The organism is Gemella sp. 20925_1_85 (assembly GCF_041433735.1).
Lineage (GTDB): Bacteria > Bacillota > Bacilli > Staphylococcales > Gemellaceae > Gemella.
In genome coordinates this window covers 1-22,681 of record NZ_JAPWCC010000029.1, presented here as the reverse complement: position 1 = coordinate 22,681, position 22,681 = coordinate 1, and the positions used below count along the sequence as shown (strand labels likewise).

The window sequence follows — 22,681 nt, the reverse complement described above, 5'->3', positions numbered from 1 at the left end:
AGCCAGTAGTTTCCTGCCCACGCGTTTCTTACTACTGAATTATTTTTATAATAGTACCAAAATCCGCCACTTTTCACCCAACCATTTTGAGAATGTTGAGCACGTGGTTTATATTGTCCATTTGATTTACTGATTTCACATGCTATTCCATCACCATCTCTATCTAGATGTCTTGAATAACCATCTTCACCTACTCGAATATCTCCATACCCTTGGTTCCACGCCTCTTTACAACTATGGAATGTAACTGCTTGTGCCTGTGGACTTGCTACCTCTCCTATACCTGCTACTAATGATGCAACAGCCATAATACTTAATAATCTTCTTTTTTTATTCACTAAAACGCTCTCCTTTATTTCATTATATTTACATATTACTATATATTGTATACATTTTCAAATATAATCATAAAGAGAATCTCAAATAAGTAATACGTATTTTTCGAGATTTAAGTTATCTATACAGCAAAACTCGAATCTAGATTTCCCCAGATCCGAGTTTTATTATTTAGTTTACATACCACGGCGATTAATAAGAGTAATTTAGTTTACATATTCAAAAGAAGAGTCACCTTCTTCCCAACATAATCAGCTCATCACCTTTTGATCTTCTCTACTTAATATTAAAATTCTTAAGTACGATACTAAATGTTGTTAGATTGTGCAGTAATGCTAATAAGTTCGATGGTAATACATTTATTAATCCTAAGAATATTAATGAACTATTAATTGATACAGTACTCTTAACGTTGTTGCTCATTTGTGCACGTAGTGTTTTTGAAACATCTGATAATAGTAATAATGAGTTTAGTGAATCTGATTTTAGGACAACATCACTAATTTGTTTTGAAAGATCAGCACTTTCACTCATAACGATACTTACGTCACTTTCTGATAATGCTGCTGAGTCATTCAGACCATCACCTATCATTAGGACGCGTCTTCCTTGTTCTTTTTCACTCTTAATGTATTCAAATTTCGTAACTGGCGTCATACTTGTATGTACTTCATCGAAAGTTACATCTTTTAAAATTTTCTTGGTTCTAATTTCATTATCTCCTGTTAAAAGAACTACCTTTTTACCTCTATTTCTAAGTTCAGTTAATACTGCACTAGCTTCATCTCTTAATGGGATATCTACACAGAAAATTGAGATTAATTTCCCTTTGTACCCTAAGAATAATAGATTATATTGTTCTTGTTTTTCGGCTATAATTTGTTCTTGCTCAGCAGTAACAACTACATCTTCATCTTTTAGCAATTGTCTACTTCCGATAACTACTTTCTCTCCGTCGATATGAGATACTATCCCTTTCGAAGCTATGTGATATAACTCTGTATGCATCTCTTCATGCTCAATTCCATCTTCTTCTGCCTTACTTACAACGGCACTGGCAATCGGATGATAGATATGCTCCTCTAAACACGCTCCAATTCTAAGAACTTCTTCATAAGAATATTCATAAAATGGTAATACTTCCTGAATATACGGTTTAGATACTGTGATTGTTCCTGTTTTATCAAAAACAAATGTATCTATATCCTCATATTTATCAAGGGTTACTGAATTTTTCACCACAATTTTTTGATCAATTAGGTTTTTTATAGTAGTTAGATATGCTACAGGTGTTGATAATTTCAATGCACATGAGTAATCTACTAGTAAAAACGACATCGCCTTCGTGAATGACCTTGTAAATAAATATGTTAGTCCCATCGCTAGGAAGTTATATTTTACTATACTGTCAGCTAATTTGATATATTTGTAATGATATGTATCCTCTCTATTTTCAGAATCTTTCATCAGCTGAATTAAATGTTGGATACGACCATTAACTTGTGGGTTTTCAACTTTTAGTTTAATCTCACCGTTAACAACTATCGTGTTGGAATAGACCTCATCTCCAATATTCTTCACAACTGGGAAACTTTCTCCTGTCAATGAACTTTCATCAACACTAGCTCCCCCATTCATTACAATACCATCAAATAAGATTTCATTTCCTTCTGAAACTAGAATAATATCGCCTTTTTTCACCTCTGCACAAGTTACTTTTCTATTACCTTCTTCTTCAACAAGCCAGATTTCTCTATCCATAGAAGTTAGACTTTGTTCTAGTACTTTTACAGATTTTTTCTCAGACCAGTTGTTTAGAGCTTCTCCTAATTCTAGGATGAACATAATAGAACTTGCCGTTTCACGCGCCCCCGTCGCTAATGAAACTAGAATTGCTGCAGAGTCGAGAGTTTCCATAGTAACTTGCTTGCGTCCTAATAATTTCAGAGTATCTTTTAAATATCCTGATGCCTTCCACCATGTATGAATAGCTCTTAGTGGTAACGGCACAAATAATTTAGACATCGCACGCCAAAACATGGCATCTACAATTATTGAATAAGGACTTTCTTCAGCTACTACTACTGGATTTTCATAACAGTCTCTTACTTTTTCTTTATCTACTAATTTAAAGAATTCTTGTAAACAACTACCATGGCCCTCTTTAAATATAACAACAAAAGTGTACTCATCTTGATAAAAGTCCACTTTTTGTATATTCTCGATTTTTGATGCCTGTTCTTTAAAATATACTTTTACATCTGGTGTCAAGCGAAAATTAGCTCTAACCCTCGCTCTTGCACTTGAAAGATGTAGTATTTTAAAATCCATCTTATTTTTCCTCTAATTCTTGAAGATTGTTTTCTCTTTTTTCTTTTTCGTATAAATCTTTAGCGTCCGCTACTACATCATCAGCATGTTGCTTAATGTTTGATACTGTCCCTTCTACTCCGTCTTTTGCTTTATATAATTTTGATAAAACAACTGAGTAACCTTTCTTAGCATCTTTACTTGCTAAAAGTTTAAGACCTAAAGTTCCGAATGCTACTCCTCCTGCGAATACTCCTGGTGTTTTAAGTGCAGCTTTTGCTACTTTTAATGCTTTGATTGACATTTTTAGTTCCTCCTTATATACTTTTTATTTATATTATTATATCACTTTAGAAATTATATGTAAATCCTAATATATCAAGCTTTAACTAATATTCTTCAATATTCTAAAACCTTTATATTCTGAAAATACCCCCACTTAAAACTTCACTTGTATAATCAAAAATTTAATGTTTTATTCTAACTTAACTACTTTTGAAAATTTGCATTATCTTACAGTTTTACAATATATTTCACCTATATTTCATAATAATTTAACTCTAAAAACACCATATCTCATAAATTTTCACCAGGAAAACTTAAATTTCCAAAGAAATATTTCTTCTCTTTACTGTAGTGAACAAACTTGTTTATTAATGTAAAATATATCATTATTTTTTATAATTCACTCGAATTTCAATCATACAATACTGAAGATTTGAACAATGAATTAATAACATTCAAATAAGTATTTTTATCAACTCGCAACTTAATTTATGTTATAATAGCTATGTTAAAGAAAGAGGTTGACTCAACAAATATTAGTTTCCTCGAAATCACAATTTTTGAGTCACGATATTTAAGATTAAATAGACTAAGTACACAATAAGGAGAACCCCATGATTTATATTATTGGACTTGGACCGAATGATAGTTCAAACATTAAAGAAAATATTAAACAACTTTTACTAGATAACACTAATGCTAAGGTTATTGCGCGTACTAAGGAGCACCCTGCGATTTCTTTCTTGGAGGAGAATAATATAGCGTTTGAAACTTGTGATAGATTTTATACAGAAAGTGAAAATTTCGAAAATACGTATAATGGTATTGCGAATTATATTCTTGAAGTTGCTGAGAATAACGATGTAATGTATCTTGTTCCTGGGCATCCTATGGTCGCTGAGCTGACTACTCAACTTCTTATAAACAGTGATAAAGACGTGAAAATTGTTGGTGGTGAGAGCTTTTTAGATTCTTGTTTTAACGCGGCTAAGTTTGATCCTGTGGAAGGATTCTCTCTTGTTGATGCCACTGCGCTGGAGACTTTAAGACAAGTTAATCCTCTGCAACACCTACTTATTACTCAATGTTATGATGATTTAACTGCGGCTAATATCTCGGATGAACTTATGTCATTCTATCCTTATGATCATGAGGTTACAGTTATTGAGCAAGCTGGTGCAGAAGATGAGAAAATTTATACGGCACCTCTACATGAACTATCAGCTGCGGTTGGTGAGGACGTGAATAACCTACGTGCTTTATATATCGCACCATTAAAAGATGGACTTAGCTTTAATATCAAAGACTATACTAAAGAATTCGATGAAAATGATGAAACTACAGAGGCTGATTTAGTAGAAAAATTAGAAAAACTTGTTGCAGGTCTTAAAGCAAATTTAAACCGTGAAGAAGACTATACAAGTGATAATTCAAAATTACTAGCTGAGATTATTAATACATCACTTGACTTTACAATAGCTAGCGATAACTACTACGAACTTAATGACATTCTTTCTGAAATGAAAGCAGACAGACAAAAATAATTTTATAATAAGGACAATAATATGGATAAAGTATTAGCTTTTAGCAAAAAATTATTAAAAGAAGTTATTGATAAAAATTCAATCGTTGTTGATGCTACTGCTGGAAATGGGAATGATACGTTGTTTCTAGCGAAGACTTCAGCTAAAAAGGTCTATGCGTTTGATATCCAACAATTGGCAATAGAAAACACTAAAAAACTAATCGAAGAAACTGAGCTGACGGATAAATGCGAGATTGTTCTTGATTCACACTTTGAATTTGATAAGTATATAGATGAAAAAATCCGTGCGGTTGTCTTTAATCTGGGATATCTACCAAATGCAGATCATGAAATAACTACTCTAGCCGAGACGACTCTTGCGACGATTAAAAAATTCTTATTACACCTAGAAATTGGTGGGAGAATTGTTATTGTTGTTTATTGGGGACATGAGAACGGTAAGGTAGAAAAAGAAGCATTGTTAAATGAACTTCAAAATCTTGATCAAAAAGAAGCTGAAGTATTGGTTTATCAATTCATTAATCAGAAAAACAACGCGCCATTTATTATTGCGATTGAAAAAAGAAAGGAAATTTCATGCGAGAGATAGAAATAGAATTTAAAAACTTACTGACAAAAGATCAATATGATGTACTATTTGAAAAATATGACTTAGCGAATTCTGAAGAAATAATAAACAAAAATTTCTACTATGATGATGCAGATGAAAGTTTCAAGAAAATCGGAGCTGCGCTAAGAATTCGTTATACAAATAAAAAAACAGAGATGACTCTAAAGGTAAAAGGTGAAACTCAAAATATTGAGATAAACATACCTCTTGATGAAAGATATCCAAAAGAGCCGACGGTACTGCCGATTTTACCGAATGAAATTATCGCCGAACTAGAGCGAATGAACGTGAAGATTAAAACTCCTATGCTGATTCAAAAAATCGAGACATTAAGACACGAAGTTGCTTTAAAAGAGGGCTTATTAGTGCTTGACGAAACAACATTTATCAACGATATCATCGATTATGAATTAGAATTCGAGACAAAAGATTACGAAACAGGATTAGTCGCATTCGAGAAATTATTAGAAGAAAATAATATCGACAAAAATCCTGCAAAACCAAAAATAGCAAGAGCTGTAGAGTATTCAAAAAGATAAAACTAAATAGAGATTTAAAAACCTCCCTGGCATGATTCGACAAAATCTTGTTTCTCTGAAATCACAATTCTCGAATCACTTCCAACAATATGGGAGGTTTTCGTTATAATTTATTACAGGCGTAAGGGGGACCTTCCATCCTAATTCTAAAATTGAAATTTTTCCTGTTTTTTCTAGTTTGAACTACTTTTCCAATCTCAAATTGGAAATTTTGACCCTTTTTTCCATTTTGAATTCTCTTTTCCTTCCCAAATTGGAAATTTTGACCCTTTTTTCCATTTTGAACTTACTTTTTCTTTCCAAAATGGAAATTTTGACCCTTTTTTCCATTTTGAACTCACTTTTTCTTTCCAAATTGGAAATTTCGACCCTTTTTTCCATTTTAAATAAAAAAATCTGGGAAACTAGGAGTTGACTCGACAAAATTTATTTTCAAGTCACTCACTCTTCCCAGATTTTTATTTTTTTGCATATACAAATGTTTTAAAAATCAAACTCTAATCATTATTCATTTACATGTATAAACAAGAATCAAAAAGCTTCTATATATTTGTATATACATATTACTAATAGATAAATCTATCCTACTCCTCTTTGAACCTCACGCCATTATCTTTTAGTTTTTTGATAATACCTACTCCGATACCGTCTAGTTTTTTCAGTTCTTTTTCTGTATAACTTTCGATAATTTCTTTATTATACAATTCTACATCGATAAACTTGTTCAATTGTTTTTCCATACCTTTGAAGACAGGATCTTCTTTCATATCTTCTTTAGACACAGACTTACGTCCTTCAACAATCAGGCTTTGTTTTTTCTCTATATCTTCTCTATAGAATTTCTCTAACAATTCATAATGATATTTATTAGTTAAATATTCTTTAGCGATATCAGCTGCAAAGTGCATTTCAAAAGCTTTTTCCTTATTATCACCTTTTGTATTACCAGAAGTTCCTACTATATAATCTAGAACTTTATTGAATCCACCTTTAAATATACTACCTACGTACTTGTTAAGTTTTTTAAGTTTAGTCATATAATAATGTGCTTCGTCAAATCTTTCTTGATTTATACCAAAGATACTTAACAATAACAATGTAGCTTCTGATTCTTCATAATCGAAACAATCGATATGATCCATTAATGAACTTTCTCTATCTAGACGAACATACATAAGCGTTAAAAGATCTATAACCTCATGGAAGTCACTTGGATTCGCCATCAGCATAAGTTCATACAGTTTCGCAGCTTCTTCATTCATACCAGCCTTACTATAATATCCTGCCAAAACATCCGCTATTATCATCTGTTCAGCATCTTCATCATTATCTGAATACATGATATCCTCTTCTAACTCTACAGCCCTCTCTAGAGCGTCTTTATTTCCCTCGTGAAGTTCACGTAAAGCACTAATTTTATCAACGACACTCATGTCTCCTTCATCAATCGCATCAACATAATCACTAAGAGAAGCATCTATCTCATAACCTTCTTCAACTAAATTATAAATACGCTCAAACACCTCGGTAGCCTCTTCCTTACTAGAAAAATGCTTCCCTTCAGTTTTCAAAAACTCTTTAAGCAATATTTCGAATTCTCTATCATGTTTTACCATAAGTCATCCTCCATAAGATCCATCTGGATATCAAACTCACTATCATCGGCGAACATTACACCGTTTAAATGTAGGTTCCTGATAGTCCCCTTACCTAAACCTTTTAATTTAAGAAATTCTGATTTCGTGATTTTCAAGAAATCCTCTTTCGTTAATAAAAAGTTCTCGTGCATAATTTTTAATTCCGTATCTCTAATTGCCATAAACGATTTATCGCGTTTCATATCAGCAACTGTTATTTCCTTACGATTTGCATATTTATCCAGCTCATCTCCAATTACATATTCACTTTCTCTCACATGCATAAGGAAGTCGAAGTAGTACTCTTTACTTATGAAATAATCGAATTTTATAACCGTATTAAGTGCTTCTAGATACTTACAATCATCATCCGTACTGAACTCTATTAGTTTAGGATTAGCAATTCTATCTAACACATCTGAAATGTATTTATTATTTTTTATCAATTTATTGTAAAACGCAACAGCCTCTTTCTCCTCACCTTGCATCAAGTGATAGAAGACTTTCGATAATAAAACTACATCATCATTTTTACCACGTTTGTTCATAAGTTTATAGTAATGGTTAAGCATTGTAAAATCGTTTAATATCAGGCTAGCTACGATAAAATTGTGATACATCGGCACTAAAACTTCATCAGCCATATCTAAAGCCAAATAAAAAGGTTTATATGCATCCCAAACTTTACTATACAGCTTATTACCTAAATAAAATTCCGCAAGATGGTGACAAACTATTAAATGAAGATAGTTAATCGGAAATAGTTTACCCTCGACATAACCTTCTTCAAAGGTGTATACTTCATCTTTTAGGCGTAGTAATGCTAATTCTATTTCATATTCTGTACAGTCTTTACTAACAATTTTCCAGACTCTAGCATCCACATTATACTTAGATAAAGCTATCGCATCTTCAATATAAATCGCATATTTAGGATCATCGATATTCTCAATAAATTCAGTAAAAAGTCTCATCGATTCCTTAAAATCAAATTCAATCTCTTCAGATGAGAATTTAATCCTACTATATCCATAATTAAGCTCGAAGTCTCTATATGTTTTGTTCCTAATTCCTGTATACCCTTTTTTATTAACAGGAAATTCTATAATTTTTTTATTATTCATGTCTGCCTCCCCCTTTTTTTCCTTGAGTAAATCTATAAAAATTACAGAGATTTTAACAATCAACTTTTGTATGAAAATTTTTATAAAATTCACCCTTCCTTCAACTTTATTCTACACTATATTTTAATATAATACAAACTTAACAATCAGTAAATTGATAATTAAGAAGAATAAAAAATAATTTATGGTAGTTAACAGAAATAAAAAAACTTATCTCATGATTAATAAGATAAGTTTCTTTATAACTTCACGAAATGACCTATAATGATAAAACTAAGGACATAGATAGTCATTTTTACTCACGACGCACATACTTCACTTGTGTGTGTGTATTTATTCCCAAGGTGGTATATTAGTACATATAAAAAGCCAATTGAACTGAACCTTCAATTGGCTTTCGTGGTGAAATTTGATAGACATCATTCACTTCTTATAGTCTATCCCATGTTTTAGCTATTGACTCAGCGTAAATCATCTTCACTTATGTCTAATATAAATTGATACCTTGCCCGAAATGAGGTGGTGATATGAATACTAGTATTTTGCAAATTCTTATTAATTTATTATCAGGAATACTAATCCTAATATATAATATTATCCTCTTAATTTATATCAACTTACTTCTAGACACAGCTCATAAATTCCACTCTACACGTGATTTTCACCACTAATCTGATTAAAATCAAAATTAGGGCTTATATTAAAAAGTATTATTACTTCCTATCCACTTGTCTATACTTTATCACACATTTCTAGATCATGTCAAACAATTTTCATTTGAAATCACTGTTCTTTTTTCTCGGCAACCACCTTTTTTATTTTCTGTTTACATAATCTTAAAAATACAATTTTAATCTTAACATCAATAAGAAAACCTTTTCTAACATAGTTTATGGTGATATAATAAAGGTAGGCTACTGCCCCGAAAGGGAGGTGGTTACATGTACGATATAATCGTCCAAATTCTTGTTGGACTATTTGTAGGAATTATTCTCCTATTTATAGAATATTTTTATTTCCTAAATGATAAAAACAACAAGAGAAGGTAGCCCTATTTAGGCACGACGTACATGTTATTCACTCATGTATGAATATCTATTCTCATATAAAATAGTATGTTAATACATATAAAAAAGCAACTGAACCGTTACTTCAGTTGCTTTTCGTGGTTGCATGTGAATATAATCGTCCAATTCACTTATTTACATTCTACCACATACCATTTCTTATTGTCAATTAATTCGAAGATCTCCTCCATCATCACTCTATCGACTCTTTCTTATTACTGCCCATTTTTAGCATAATTGGCTTCTATATCTTCTTTTTGTTCTTTCCACCAAGATTCGTTTTCTTCATACCAACGGATAGTTTCAGCTAATCCTTGACGGAAGTCTGTGAACTGCGGCTTCCATCCTAATTCATCTCGTAATTTTGATGCATCTATCGCATAACGAAGATCATGTCCAGCACGATCATTTACATACTCATATGCATTCTTATCTTTGCCCATAAGTTCAAGGATTAACTCAATAACAGTTTTATTATCCTCTTCTCCATCAGCACCGATTAAATATGTTTCTCCAATTCTACCTTTTGTCAAAATAGCCCAAACTGCTGATGAATGATCTTCTGTATGAATCCAGTCTCTCACGTTCTTACCTTCACCGTATAGTTTTGGTGTTATTCCTGATAATATATTAGTTATCTGTCTAGGGATAAACTTCTCGATATGTTGATATGGGCCATAGTTGTTTGAACAGTTTGATATAGTCGCCTTAAGTCCAAAAGATCGTACCCACGCTTTTACTAGTAGATCTGAACCAGCTTTTGTTGATGAGTATGGGCTTGATGGATTATAAGATGTTTCAGCTGTAAACTTCTCTCCAACTCCTTCACCTTTTCCTGGTAAATCTTCACGTAATGGAAGATCTCCGTATACTTCATCAGTAGATACGTGATGATATCTAACATCATACTTACGACAAGCTTCAATTAAAGCATATGTTCCTATAATATTCGTATGTAAAAATGGATATGGATCTTTTAGTGAGTTATCATTATGAGATTCAGCTGCATAATGAACTACTGCATCAGTCTTACTAACTAATTTATCAACCAGTTCAGCATCCGCGATGTCCCCAACAACTAGTTCAAATCTATCTTCTGGAAGTCCAGAAAGATTCGCTCTATTTCCTGCATAAGTCAATTTATCCAGGATAGTCACATGGATATCTGGATGGTTATTTATAACATAATGTACAAAGTTAGAACCAATAAATCCAGCTCCACCTGTTACTATAATATTCTTCATCTTTTTTACCTTTTCAAAAATATTTAATACAAGATTACTGCTACTTTCTAAAGCAATCTATTCTTCTTTTAACCTTCCCTATACTCAAAATTATTGCTCTTTTCAAATTCTTTGAATGTAGGAAGGTTTCTATCCTTATCTGAAATAATCGCTTTTGATAAATCAATCTGCCAATCAATTCCAAGAGCTTTATCATCGAATGCAATTCCTGCATCTGCTTCTGCATTATAATAATTATCACACTTATACATGAAGTTAACATTAGGTGTTAATGTCACAAAACCGTGAGCAAAGCCTCTAGGAACTAAAAGTTGTCTTCTATTATGTTCTGAAAGGATAAAACTCTCCCACTGTCCATAGGTTGGACTGCGTTTTCTAAGATCCACGACCACATCTAATGCCATTCCAGTTACCACGCGAATAAGCTTTGTTTGTGCTGCATTTCCTCTTTGAAAATGTAATCCACGAATAACACCAGCTTCAACTGATAATGAATGATTGTCTTGAACGAAATTAAAATCTATACCTAGTTTTTTATACTTTTCTCCAGAATAACTCTCCGTAAAAAAACCACGCTCATCTTCAAAAACATCCGGTTCTATTATTTTCACATCTTTTAATTTTGCATTAAAAACTTTCATTTCAAACTACTCCTATCCCATGATTAGACTAATTCTTTCATTCTTAATTATACTGTATTTAATACTTTTTTTCTAATGGGAATTTCTCCAAACCTTAAAAAATAAATAAAAAACCAACTAAGATTAAACTCAATTGGTTTTCTATAAATCACTTCACCCATAAGTTCTTATTTAAATCTTTTAAAATTTTGAGATTTTGAGATTTGAGGATACCATTTTATTCACTTAAGTTTTCAAAATTATCAAATCTATAAAATTCATTTTTAAAATATTAAATAATCATATATATATGAATTAGTTACGCTTAATTTCTTCAATAATAGAATATAAAGTATTAACCATATTGTACTTTTCTAGATGTTGTTCAGTATCATTCAATTTATACACATGTACTTTCCCTATTTTTGATGAAACGAGAATATTTTTTTCTTTTAAACTATTTAAATATTTAATTGTTGTCGTTTTCGAGATTTTTAATTCTTTTTCTATCTCTGCTCTACTACAAAATTTATTTCGTATAATCAGTTCAATAATTCCTTTTTCAACTTCATTAGATATATTTAAGTTTTCTATAATTGACGTGTCCCATATAGTAAGTTCAAAAGAATCTATTTCTGCTTTGACTTCCGGTTTTTTTAATTGATATTCTTTAACAGCATTCATAATTTTTGGAACCCCGGTCCCTGCTTTTTCACATATGTTGATTAACCTGAAAATTTCTTGTATATAATGATTTCTTGGCGTAGAATGAGCGCCTGTAAAATAATCTTCTTTACTGATTCTCAGACTTCCTCCATTTATAAATATCATTCTGTCTGGATATCTAATAATAAAAACCCCTTTATGATTTAAAAAATCACAGTGAATTATAGAGTTAGCTAATGCTTCTCTTATTGCTATTATCAATTTAGAATTACTTTCTCTAGTCAAATAATCTGCTGAAATTTTCGAATTATCGGAAATAGTTAATTTGAGTTTCTCAAATGCCGAGAACATGAAATTAAATAAGTTATCTTCTCCCCAATACCCATCGTATATTAATCTATCAGAATAAGAGGAATTTTCAATATTACTAGATTTTCTAATGTATTCTACATTATAGTGGGGTAAATATTCTTTTATTGATTCATGTTTCCCAAATACTAAAAGTCCTGCTAATGTTAAACATTCCTCATTATTTTTTCTATTTTTCTGTATAACATTTATTTTTTTTAAAAAGTCTATTGTGGTTAAATTGTTGAATGGATGATCAGGATTATTTCTCATTAGAATATCTTTATACTTTTGAATAGATAGGTTATCTAAATCATCAATAGTATATCCATCTAATAATTTATTATCATAACTATCTCGAGAGGCATCTCTTGTCATAGATTGTATAATTTCTTCAGTTGCTAAATAATCTCCTTCTCCTTGTCTAATATAGGTCTTATTAGGATTGTCTTTTAAATATATTGGTTTGTTTTTATAATTCTCAGGAGCGACATGAATAACAATAATAGATTTATCTTGAATTTGGACAGAATAAACATCATCATTACTTAATACATTCCTACTAATCTCTCTTGGATTGTTCATATGATTAAATAATTCTTTTATTTGTTTTTGAGGATTTACAACACCAGAAATGATATTCTTTTCTTTTTCACTAACACCCAAAATAATTATTCCTCCATCTGTATTTGCAAACGCACTTATTGTCTCTAGAGCATTTATTGGAAACTTATTTTCGGATTCTTTGAACTCTAAATTTTGATTTTCTCCTAATTCTAAATATTTTTTTATATTTTTTTCATTAATCATAAGTACCCGTCCTTTCTATTTATTCGTTTATTCGACCGCCTATGGAAAAATAATCTCACTTTTCGGCTTTATTATAAGCTTTCATCCGACCGCCTATTCGAACGCGCTGTGGTTCTTTATTACTTTTCCTTTTAAAACTTTTAATAATCGACTATTTATTTCAATCAATTCTCTAATCTTATAAATAATTATAATTATTAAATAGTTAGTTACTTTATCTTTATGCGGTACATTAAATACTTCCTAATAATTTTTCAACTATATCTAATATTTAAGTGTAAGTGTAGCAGAACTCTAAAAAAGAATAAGCAAATTTTTGTAAAATAAACCTAAGGATTAGTATCTTGAAATTTATTTACACTTCTACTTTAATATCTATAACTAACTTTACTCATGTAACTTCATTATAACAAACCCAGACTAGATATACAATAAAAGTCATTAACTGATATAGTAAAATTATTACGGAAAGGGTTGAAAAAAGAATAAATTCCTTTAGACTATAAAGTACGACACTCGTAAAAAGAACTTATTCTTATGAGTATTCCAACATAGATTTCCATAAAAATAGTAGTGGCTCAAAAATCATGATTTTTATTGTCAAGTCACCCCAACGAAGTTAATTAAATATCTAAAAAGCTCTTATGGAGAAAATTTAGCTATCAATAAACCATTGTGTCTTTAAGTTCTCTTTTTAATGGAGCCCTCTGGAAAAATATTATAACTCCATTTCCCCATACTCAAAATCATTGCTCCTTTCAAATTCTTTAAATGTAGGAAGGTTTCTATCCTTATCCGAAATAATCGCTTTTGATAAATCAATCTACCAATCAATTGCAAGCTCTTTGTCATCGAATGCAATACCTGTATCTGCTTCTGCATTATAATAATTATCACACTTATACATGAAGTTAACATTAGGTGTTAAAGTCGCAAAACCGTGAGCAAACCCTCTAGGAACTAAAAGTTGTCTTCTATTATGTTCTGAAAGGGTGAAGCTTTCCCACTGACCGTATGTTGGGCTGCCTTTTCTAAGATCCACGACCACATCTAATGCCATTCCAGTTACCACGCAAATAAGCTTTGTTTGTACTGCATTTCCTCTTTGAAAATGTAATCCACGAATAACACCGGCTTCAACTGATAATGAATGATTGTCTTGAACGAAATTAAAATCTATACCTAGTTTTTTATACTTTTCTCCAGAATAACTCTCCGTAAAAAAACCACGCTCATCTTCAAAAACATCCGGTTCTATTATTTTCACATCTTTTAATTTTGTATCAAAAACTTTCATTCCAAACTGCTCCTATTCCATGATTAGACTAATTCTTTCATTCTTAATTATACTGTATTTAATACTTATTTTCTAATGGAAATCTCTCTAAGTCTCTACAAATAAATAATAACAAATCAACTCAGATTGACAGAGAACCAAAAATAGAGCAGATTTATCTACTCTACTTTATAAATTATTCTTTTTTATTCTTTTTCTTTATATCTATATAGCTATCTCTAAATAATCAGTAACATCTTTTGTTTTGCTAAATGAATATTTAAAGATTATTGTTACTAATCCTAAAATAGCTGTAAACATTGTAACTGTTATTCCTATTAATAATTTATCGCTAAATTCCACATTTCTGTACAGTAAAGCTATATACAAACCTATAACAGCTACTCCAAATACCACTAAAGATACTATAGCTATATTCATTGATACTTTACTCAAACTTTGTTTCTGTTGTAGTTCTTCTATTACCAAATCAGATAACTTCTTTATATGCTCTTTGTGAATAGAATCTATATTCTCATATATATTTTCATTTTCAAAATATTTCTCATTCTTTTTCCTCAAGTTTTCAATAAATTTTTTCTCAGGAGTATTTACTATATGCTCCTTATTAATTTCAACAGTCTGCTTTTCTAGTTCCTTAATTAATTTACTACTATCTTTACTCATAAATTAATCTCCAAATCTATTTTCATACCATAACCTGTATGCCATCGGATTAGAAACTTTATACTCTTCAGCTAATAATTTCATTTGTATTTCTTTATCTAATATTCCTTCTTCCATATATTTTTTTAAACTTCTCTCTACTTCTTTTTTAGGTGCTAAAAATTCAGCTGCAAATTTATCTGCTTCTCTTTCTCTTTTTAATTCTTCTTCTGTATATTTACCATTTCTATATGAAACTTCTACTAGTCCCTCTGATAAATACTTATCTGGAAGCCAACTCCAATGTAAAAATACATGCCCTAATTCATGTGCTATTGTAAATCTTCTTCTTGTTTCAATATCAGTAAAATTTACAATAATTTCTGGTTTACCATTAATAACTCTCATATAACATGAAACATTGCTTGTTTCTAAGTGTATCATATCTGAATATTTAACGGATATACCTACACTTTCTATAGCTCTTCTTCTATATCCTCTATTACATTTTACAAAAATAATTGTGGTACAATTTCACGTATTATTTCCACTATTTTTAATACTTTTTCATCCCACCTAACGATACACTAAATATTTATTCAAATTGTTCATTTCCTTTAAATAATTTATTCAACTATTTTTGTTTTTCATCTTTTGTTTGAAAATATACTAAAAATAGACACAAAATATACAATATAATATACAGAAAAAAAGTTTTTTAAATAATAAAAAGTATCTATAATTAAGATTTTAAGAAATTAATTATTAATCTATATCAAAATGATAACATCCAAACTTGACCAAACAAAGACTATAGACAGATTACTACACCATTCATATATAATAAAATAGCTAGAAATTCTTATAGACTTAAAGATTATTTCCAAAAATCAGATAAATAAAATGTAAATTTTTACTTTGAATTTTTTTGACATATTTAGATTAAATTTTACAATTCATACACAAACTAGCTTATTATAATAAATTTTATATTATTATTTATCATTCACCATTAAAAAATTTATTTTCTTTAATTTTTTTTAATAAATTAGGAATCTCTGAAAAATTATCTATCCAAATAATATTTAACCCTAATTCTGCAAATAAAGATTCTTGTAATACTTCATATATTTTTTCAAATTTAACTATTTTATCATCTCTTCCAAAATTTTCATTCTCCTTAAACTCCATTCTTTTTAATATAGCATAATGCTTTGCTCTTTTTTCTATATCCACACTCTTTTGAGCTGAAATTTCTAACAACCTTCTTAGATTTGGATCTGTCATTGATAATCCGATAAATATACATGTATTATTAATCAAATAATTAAGTTGGATCATATTAGCCCAATTATATGGTTCTAAAAATAATTTATGATACCCTTCTTCAGAAAATACTAATAAAGACTTCTCCAAATCCTTATAGATTTGTTTATCCTTAGGTAAAAATCCATGTACATGATAAATTCCAACCTCTTCATTATCCGGAATCATTCCTTCTGCATAAATTGAACGATACTTAACTCTTAACCTTTCTAAATTCCTCTCAATTAGATCATCAAAATTATAGTTAATAACTGCTTGAACTCCAATTTTTCCACGTTTTGAAATGCACAATTGACAGATTTCATTTATTAAACTAGAGGTAGAATGAGAATTTTCATATAAAATATCACTGACTATATCAGTAAATCTATTCTCAAACCCACTTCTTATAAATCTGGTTTGTAACAATTGTGATCCGCTATTTTGTTCCATCAATTTCTCTACTATTCTGTCTTTCTTATCAAAAGAAATATTTACACCATTTCCTCTAAATTTCTCTTCAAGTAATGCTACAAATAATTTAGAAATAAGATTATCCCATGTAGAAATTCCAGCATCAAAAGACGCTCCCGCTCCTAGAAATAATACAATATTATCCTTACTATATTCTTGACTAAGTTGATTAACATATTCATCTCTCTTTTGCTTATAATTAGCACTATCCCTATGCAATCCTGTTGTTACAGTATCATTAAGCAATATATTATTTATATTAGTGTATGTTTCAAAAAAGAAACTTTCATTTTCCCTACACATATCAACAACATCATTAATATCCCATATTAATATTTTAAAATTTAAATGAGCAGTTTCTCTATAAATTTTTTGTTTAGTACATTCTGAAACTTCAGTAACCAATACTAATAATAGCACATCTATATTATCACTATTTACTAATATTCGTCCTATAATGTCGTATATTCTAATTATCTGAGTATTATTTCTATATATTTTTAATTCTACACCTACTTTTCCACTAATAGTATCAAATCCCTCTGGGAGTATTGCATCAAAATTTATTCTATGATTAATATTTCTTGGAAATATAATTTCTTTATCCTGTTTTTTTAAATAGTCTTCAAAAACTGTAAGTATTATTTTCTCTATTGCCATATACGAATATCTAATATTATATTCAGATTTCAATAATTCTAATATACTTTTCTTTATATCCATACTTTAATCTCCATAATAAATTATTAATATTTTAACTTTAAAATAAAATCGTTTTACATATTTCTCTTATATTTTTTACATGTAATCATATAACTATATTTTTACGTTTTGATTTATAATATATTAACTTTATTATACTACTTATCAACTTATTTCATAACCTCCAACATTTAACATATTTCACAAAACATTATAATTTAATAGCAAATTCAAACACTATCCTTTCTGAAAATTAACTAGAATTGTTATTAGAACACTAGAATAAACATAAATTATCGACAAAAAATGAAATCATTTATCTATCCCTAGAAAAAAGTAATTAAAAACTATTTTATTGTTATTACTAGAAGAAGGAACCCCCCTTCAAACATCATTTACCCGAATAATCCTCATATCTAACGATGAAGCAACCTCTTCAATATTTGATAGGGTGATTCATCACATCTATATCCTTATTTTGAGGCAATTATTATTGTAGATTTTTAGCAAACTATTCATTTTTATATTAATATTTAACATTTAATTTTTAGTATTTTTCCTTATAACAACTTTTCTAATTCTTCATTTATTTTTTTTGCCAAATAGTACACTTTCTCATCTACAATCATATCTCTACCATGTACCAAATAATTCCTATATCTTCTAAGAATATTTATTTTTTCAAGCAACTTCATATCTATTTTCTTTCCCGATTCCAATATCTTTAAATTTTGATGCATATTATTATATTTCCCATTTATTTTGACCGACGAACTAACAAGATTTGATATTTTACTTTCTATATTATTATAGGTTATCAAAAAATCTTCAATACTAACTTTATCATTATTATTTTTCTCACTGATACTTTCTGATTCCTCTTCTAATTTTTCCATTAACTGTATCTTACCACTAGAACTTTCTTTTTGAATTTTTTGTGGATCAATAATTTTTTTAACAAACAAAATTATTTTTACTATTGAAAAGAAAGTAATAACCAGACTATTATTAAAAACAAAAATAGTGATGAAGTTATTCGCGCTTAGACACATATTTATTATGCATAGGAAGATACCCAAACAGCTTAAAATCCCAGTAGAAAGGATTTTTGATTTATATTTAGCTTTCAAATCGCCGACTATATCAATTAATGATTCATCTTCTTCAACATCATTTTTTAATTTTCCATCAAGAAAAACATATCCGGTTATAGATAAGCCAAATAAAGTAGCTACCACTTGGGATAAAGTAGAAGAAATATACAATACCCTGTTTTCATTAAGTAATATGAACGAATTATTACTAGAATAAATAATGAGACATTCAATAATTGCAGAAAATATAGCTAATATATAATTCTTTTTACTCTTTAATATTGAAAATAAATTACTCGTTCTCAAAATATCACCTCTCACATTATCTCCTTAAATAAAACATAGTTAATATTAGTTCTATTATTTTTTATTAATTCAATTATTTCATTTTTCACCATATATCAATAACTCTCCTTAATAACTTTACTTTATTTACTTATGTTATACAAATTATATCAAAATAAGTTTCAATATACAATAAAATTCATAAATTTTAATCACTGTTGATTTATTAACTAATCCCAAAAAAATCGGATTGATTTATCATCAAACCGATTAAATTCTATAATTTTAAAAACTACATAAATTTTATAAATCTAATATAGCCAAACTCTACTCCCTACTTAAGCATTGCTTTCATCTCTCTGATGTTGACAGTTTTTAGTAAGAATATCATTCCTAGATAGCTGATACCTCCAACTGCAAGGTAAATTATTAGTCCGATAATTCCGTCTAATCCTAATGTCATTTTACACAACATTACTGCTCCAAACATTACTAGAGACGAACAAATGATTTTCGCTAAATCTTTATTGAACAGTAAATTCTTATTAATAATATTACGGCTATAATACCATTGAATAGTAAAAGCTAAAAGTTCAACAATTACAGCCGTTATACTCGCTCCAATATATCCAAAAAGTGGAATAACTGCAATATTAACAGCCACACTGACAAAGGCAGGAATCGTCGTCGATAGCATGAATTCTTTATTTTTATTCCTAACTACTAACACCTGATGCCCAAGAATATTCGTCCAACCTACAAGCATAATGTTAACTGTTGTAATATACAACACATACTTTACATCTTGAAAATCTTTCCCCAAGAATAATTTTACAAATACTTCATTTACTGCAATAAGGCCAAAAATCATCGGAAAAATTATAAGGTTGTACAAAATGAAAGAGAATTTTACCATATTTTGTGCTTCCTTTTCTCTTCTTTCTGATAGAAGGTTTGCAACCCTTGGTAACATAACTACCCCTAGAGAACTAACAATTTTATAAATGATACTTGTTAATTTTTGTCCTTGTTCATAAATCCCGACATCTGAGTATGATCCCAGTAAACCAAGTAAAGTTCTGTCTAATACAACATAAAGCGATATTGCAACCTGTGGTAAAAATAATAATATAATAGGATGTAGATTTTTCTTCATTATTTTCTTATTAAATGAAGGACGTTTTATAAATTTTTTCGCCGGCACCCACATTACAACTTGTCCTAAAAAATCAAAAACAACTATTAAAAATATATACAAATACAAATCTTCACTATTTTTAATAAAAGTAAAAATACTAATTACTCCAACTACTTTTACAACTGTATTTCTTAACGTTATTTTTTTAAAGTCTTCTTTTCCTGAAAATAACCATGATATATCAATGATTTTTGAGAATAGAGAAATAAATAATATTAATGGTATTATCCCACTCATTGTCGGAATACATAAAATTGCTATCACATATACAAATATAGAAATCAAACTTGCAATAAGCTGAATTGCATAAATATTCCAAAAAGTGCTACTTACATCACTTGCAGCCGCTATTTGCTTCGTACCATATAAACCAATTCCTAACATCGCAAATAACGAGAAATAACTCACAATAGAATTATAAAATCCATAGTTTCCTAGATCTTCGCTAGTAAAAATCCTCGTAACATATGGTACTGTTATTATCGGTAATATTATCGTTAATATTTGATACGAAAGATTATATAAATAATTTTTTATTACTTTCATTATATTTCCTCATCACATATGAGAAACTCCTAAAAATAGGAGATTTCTAAATTTTTTTATTACTAGTATAAGTATACGTAATTTATAGCTATATTTCAACTATTTTTCTATTAATATTAGTTATCAATGTTTTTGAAATTCTAATCTTTCATGTTATAATTAATAATGATTAGTAACAAACTTTACAATATTTTAAAGGAGCGAAAAAATGATATACGCAGGAATATTAGCTGGTGGAACAGGAACTAGAATGGGAATAAGCAATATGCCAAAACAATTCCTAGAATTAGGTAAGAAGCCTATACTTATCCACACAATCGAGAAGTTCTTATTAGAGCCTGAAATCGAAAAAATCGTAGTCGGTGTTCATGAAGATTGGGTATCTCATGCTGAAGACTTAGTAGAACAATATGTTTCAACGTTTGCTGATAGAATCATTATTACACCCGGTGGTGTTGATAGAAATACAACGATTGAAAATATAATTAATAGAATTAATGAATACAAACCTTTAACTGATGAGGATATCATCATAACTCACGATTCAGTTCGACCGTTTATTACACTTAGAATTATTAAAGACAACATACGTCTAGCTAAAGAAAGTGATGCGGTAGATACAGTGGTAGAAGCAGTAGACACAATCGTAGAAAGTACTAACAGAGAATATATTTCAAATATTCCTAACAGAGCTCACTACTACCAAGGTCAAACACCTCAAAGTTTTAAATGTTTAGATTTCTTAAATCTATATAACTCATTAGACAAAGAAGAAAAACAAATACTTACAGATGCATGTAAGATATTCGTTATAAAAGGGAAAAAAGTAGCACTAGCTAAGGGAGAATACTCTAATATTAAAATAACTACAGTAACCGACCTTAAGATAGCTAAGAGTATGCTAGAGGACGAGTAATATGATAAATCAAATATATCAATTAATTAAACCGAAGTTTATTAATGTAAAATATAACGAAGAAAATATAAACGATGATGATAAAATCATCATCCGTCCAAACTACATGGCACTATGCCACGCAGACCAAAGATACTACCAAGGGAAAAGAGATCCTAAGGTACTGGCTAAAAAGTTACCTATGGCATTAATTCACGAATGTGCAGGGATAGTAATCGCAGATCCTACAGGAACGTATAAAGTAGGACAAAAGGTAGTAATGATACCGAACCAACCACCAAGACAAAGTGATGAAGAATTCTATGAAAACTACATGCCAGGAACGCACTTCTTATCAAGTGGTTTTGATGGATTTATGAGAGAATTTGTAGCATTACCTAAAGATAGAGTGGTAGCTTATAACGATGTGGAAGATTCTGTTGCGGCTATTACAGAGTTCATAAGTGTAGGTATGCACGCCATGGACAGATTCTTAAAAAATTCACATAGTAAAAAAGATAGAATAGCGATAATCGGTGATGGGAGTCTAGCTTATGTTATGGCGAATATAATAAACTACACTCTTCCAGAGTGTGAGATAATCGTAATAGGTCGTCACTGGGAGAAACTAGAACTATTTAGTTTCGCAAAAGAAAGATACATCACAGATGATATTCCTGAAGACTTAACTTTTGATCACGGTGTAGAATGTTGTGGTGGAGATGGTAGTGGTTATGCGATAAATGACTTAATCAAGTACATCAAACCACAAGGTAGTCTAGTACTAATGGGAGTTAGTGAATATAAGGTAAATATTAACACACGTGATATCTTAGAAAAAGGACTAACACTAATAGGTTCATCACGTTCAGGTAGAATCGACTTTGAGAAAGCTATTGAGATGCTTAGTAACAAGAAATTCGAAAGAAGATTCAAGAATATTATTGAACTTGAACAACCTGTGAGAAATATTAAAGACATTCATAGGGTGTTTATGACTGATTTAAATACTGCATTTAAAACTGTTTTTAAATGGGAGATATAAGAAAACTGCAATACTTGTTTAACTTCAAGTATTGCAGTTTTCTTATATTATTT

At 29.6% G+C, this 22,681-nt stretch carries 18 protein-coding genes and 1 pseudogene; 5 read left to right on the top strand and 14 right to left on the bottom strand.

Annotation, left to right across the window (positions count from 1 at the left end; translation table 11 throughout):
• From O3884_RS07865 to O3884_RS07855, 3 genes are all read right to left on the bottom strand, one after another.
• On the bottom strand, window positions 1-338 hold a 338-nt coding region (locus O3884_RS07865; RefSeq protein WP_371452746.1), incomplete at its 3' end, for an excalibur calcium-binding domain-containing protein.
• A gap of 274 nt (window positions 339-612) precedes the next feature.
• The gene (locus tag O3884_RS07860) at window positions 613-2,667 is read right to left on the bottom strand and encodes a heavy metal translocating P-type ATPase (protein ID WP_371452744.1); all 2,055 of its coding nucleotides are present in this window, start codon (window positions 2,665-2,667) and stop codon (window positions 613-615) included.
• A gap of 1 nt (window position 2,668) precedes the next feature.
• A complete protein-coding gene (locus O3884_RS07855; protein ID WP_060914599.1) occupies window positions 2,669-2,950 on the bottom strand; it encodes a DUF6110 family protein in 282 nt (93 codons plus the stop codon).
• A 595-nt stretch (window positions 2,951-3,545) separates the two neighbouring features.
• On the opposite strand from O3884_RS07855, the gene O3884_RS07850 reads away from it, so the two are divergent.
• From O3884_RS07850 to O3884_RS07840, 3 genes are read left to right on the top strand one after another with little or no spacing between them, the layout of a single operon-like run.
• A complete protein-coding gene (locus O3884_RS07850) occupies window positions 3,546-4,475 on the top strand; it encodes an SAM-dependent methyltransferase (protein WP_371452743.1) in 930 nt (309 codons plus the stop codon).
• 21 nt (window positions 4,476-4,496) lie between these two features.
• Complete coding sequence (mnmM, locus tag O3884_RS07845; protein WP_371452742.1) at window positions 4,497-5,066, top strand: tRNA 5-(aminomethyl)-2-thiouridylate-methyltransferase MnmM; 570 nt, start codon at window positions 4,497-4,499, stop codon at window positions 5,064-5,066.
• The gene (locus tag O3884_RS07840; RefSeq protein WP_371452740.1) at window positions 5,054-5,626 is read left to right on the top strand and encodes a CYTH domain-containing protein; all 573 of its coding nucleotides are present in this window, start codon (window positions 5,054-5,056) and stop codon (window positions 5,624-5,626) included. The genes mnmM and O3884_RS07840 overlap by 13 nt, the downstream gene beginning before the upstream one ends.
• A 584-nt stretch (window positions 5,627-6,210) precedes the next feature.
• On the opposite strand, the gene O3884_RS07835 is transcribed toward O3884_RS07840, so the two are convergent.
• The 11 genes and pseudogenes from O3884_RS07835 to O3884_RS07785 all read right to left on the bottom strand — a co-directional run bounded on the left by O3884_RS07835 (window position 6,211) and on the right by O3884_RS07785 (window position 20,688).
• Window positions 6,211-7,242 carry a hypothetical protein gene (locus O3884_RS07835; protein WP_371452738.1) on the bottom strand — a complete coding sequence of 344 codons (1,032 nt, stop codon included), beginning with the start codon at window positions 7,240-7,242 and terminating at the stop codon, window positions 6,211-6,213.
• Entirely contained in the window at window positions 7,236-8,387 is a 1,152-nt protein-coding gene (locus tag O3884_RS07830; protein ID WP_371452737.1) for a hypothetical protein, read from the bottom strand. The genes O3884_RS07835 and O3884_RS07830 overlap by 7 nt, the downstream gene beginning before the upstream one ends.
• A 1,282-nt stretch (window positions 8,388-9,669) precedes the next feature.
• The gene (rfbB, locus tag O3884_RS07825) at window positions 9,670-10,698 is read right to left on the bottom strand and encodes a dTDP-glucose 4,6-dehydratase (RefSeq protein ID WP_371452736.1); all 1,029 of its coding nucleotides are present in this window, start codon (window positions 10,696-10,698) and stop codon (window positions 9,670-9,672) included.
• A gap of 68 nt (window positions 10,699-10,766) precedes the next feature.
• Window positions 10,767-11,339 (bottom strand): dTDP-4-dehydrorhamnose 3,5-epimerase, encoded by a 573-nt coding sequence (gene rfbC, locus O3884_RS07820; protein WP_371452735.1) that lies wholly within the window; start codon window positions 11,337-11,339, stop codon window positions 10,767-10,769.
• A gap of 294 nt (window positions 11,340-11,633) precedes the next feature.
• Window positions 11,634-13,142, bottom strand: coding sequence for an RNA-binding domain-containing protein (locus O3884_RS07815; protein WP_371452734.1), 1,509 nt, complete (start codon window positions 13,140-13,142; stop codon window positions 11,634-11,636).
• Window positions 13,143-13,860: 718 nt separating this feature from the next.
• A pseudogene (gene rfbC, locus O3884_RS07810) lies at window positions 13,861-14,439 on the bottom strand (dTDP-4-dehydrorhamnose 3,5-epimerase).
• Between the two features lie 204 nt (window positions 14,440-14,643).
• Window positions 14,644-15,105, bottom strand: a complete 462-nt coding sequence (locus tag O3884_RS07805) for a hypothetical protein (protein WP_371452733.1) — start codon at window positions 15,103-15,105, stop codon at window positions 14,644-14,646.
• Between the two features lie 3 nt (window positions 15,106-15,108).
• A complete protein-coding gene (locus tag O3884_RS07800) occupies window positions 15,109-15,549 on the bottom strand; it encodes an ImmA/IrrE family metallo-endopeptidase (protein ID WP_371452747.1) in 441 nt (146 codons plus the stop codon).
• A gap of 537 nt (window positions 15,550-16,086) precedes the next feature.
• Window positions 16,087-17,523 carry an SIR2 family protein gene (locus O3884_RS07795; RefSeq protein WP_371452732.1) on the bottom strand — a complete coding sequence of 479 codons (1,437 nt, stop codon included), beginning with the start codon at window positions 17,521-17,523 and terminating at the stop codon, window positions 16,087-16,089.
• Between the two features lie 602 nt (window positions 17,524-18,125).
• Window positions 18,126-18,980: a hypothetical protein gene (locus O3884_RS07790; protein ID WP_371452731.1), complete on the bottom strand. Its 855-nt coding sequence runs from the start codon at window positions 18,978-18,980 to the stop codon at window positions 18,126-18,128.
• Between the two features lie 298 nt (window positions 18,981-19,278).
• The gene (locus tag O3884_RS07785) at window positions 19,279-20,688 is read right to left on the bottom strand and encodes an oligosaccharide flippase family protein (protein WP_371452730.1); all 1,410 of its coding nucleotides are present in this window, start codon (window positions 20,686-20,688) and stop codon (window positions 19,279-19,281) included.
• A 208-nt stretch (window positions 20,689-20,896) separates the two neighbouring features.
• On the opposite strand from O3884_RS07785, the gene O3884_RS07780 reads away from it, so the two are divergent.
• Window positions 20,897-21,604 carry an IspD/TarI family cytidylyltransferase gene (locus O3884_RS07780; protein WP_371452729.1) on the top strand — a complete coding sequence of 236 codons (708 nt, stop codon included), beginning with the start codon at window positions 20,897-20,899 and terminating at the stop codon, window positions 21,602-21,604.
• A gap of 1 nt (window position 21,605) precedes the next feature.
• Window positions 21,606-22,628 (top strand): ribitol-5-phosphate dehydrogenase, encoded by a 1,023-nt coding sequence (locus O3884_RS07775; protein WP_371452728.1) that lies wholly within the window; start codon window positions 21,606-21,608, stop codon window positions 22,626-22,628.
• Window positions 22,629-22,681: the final 53 nt, after the last annotated feature.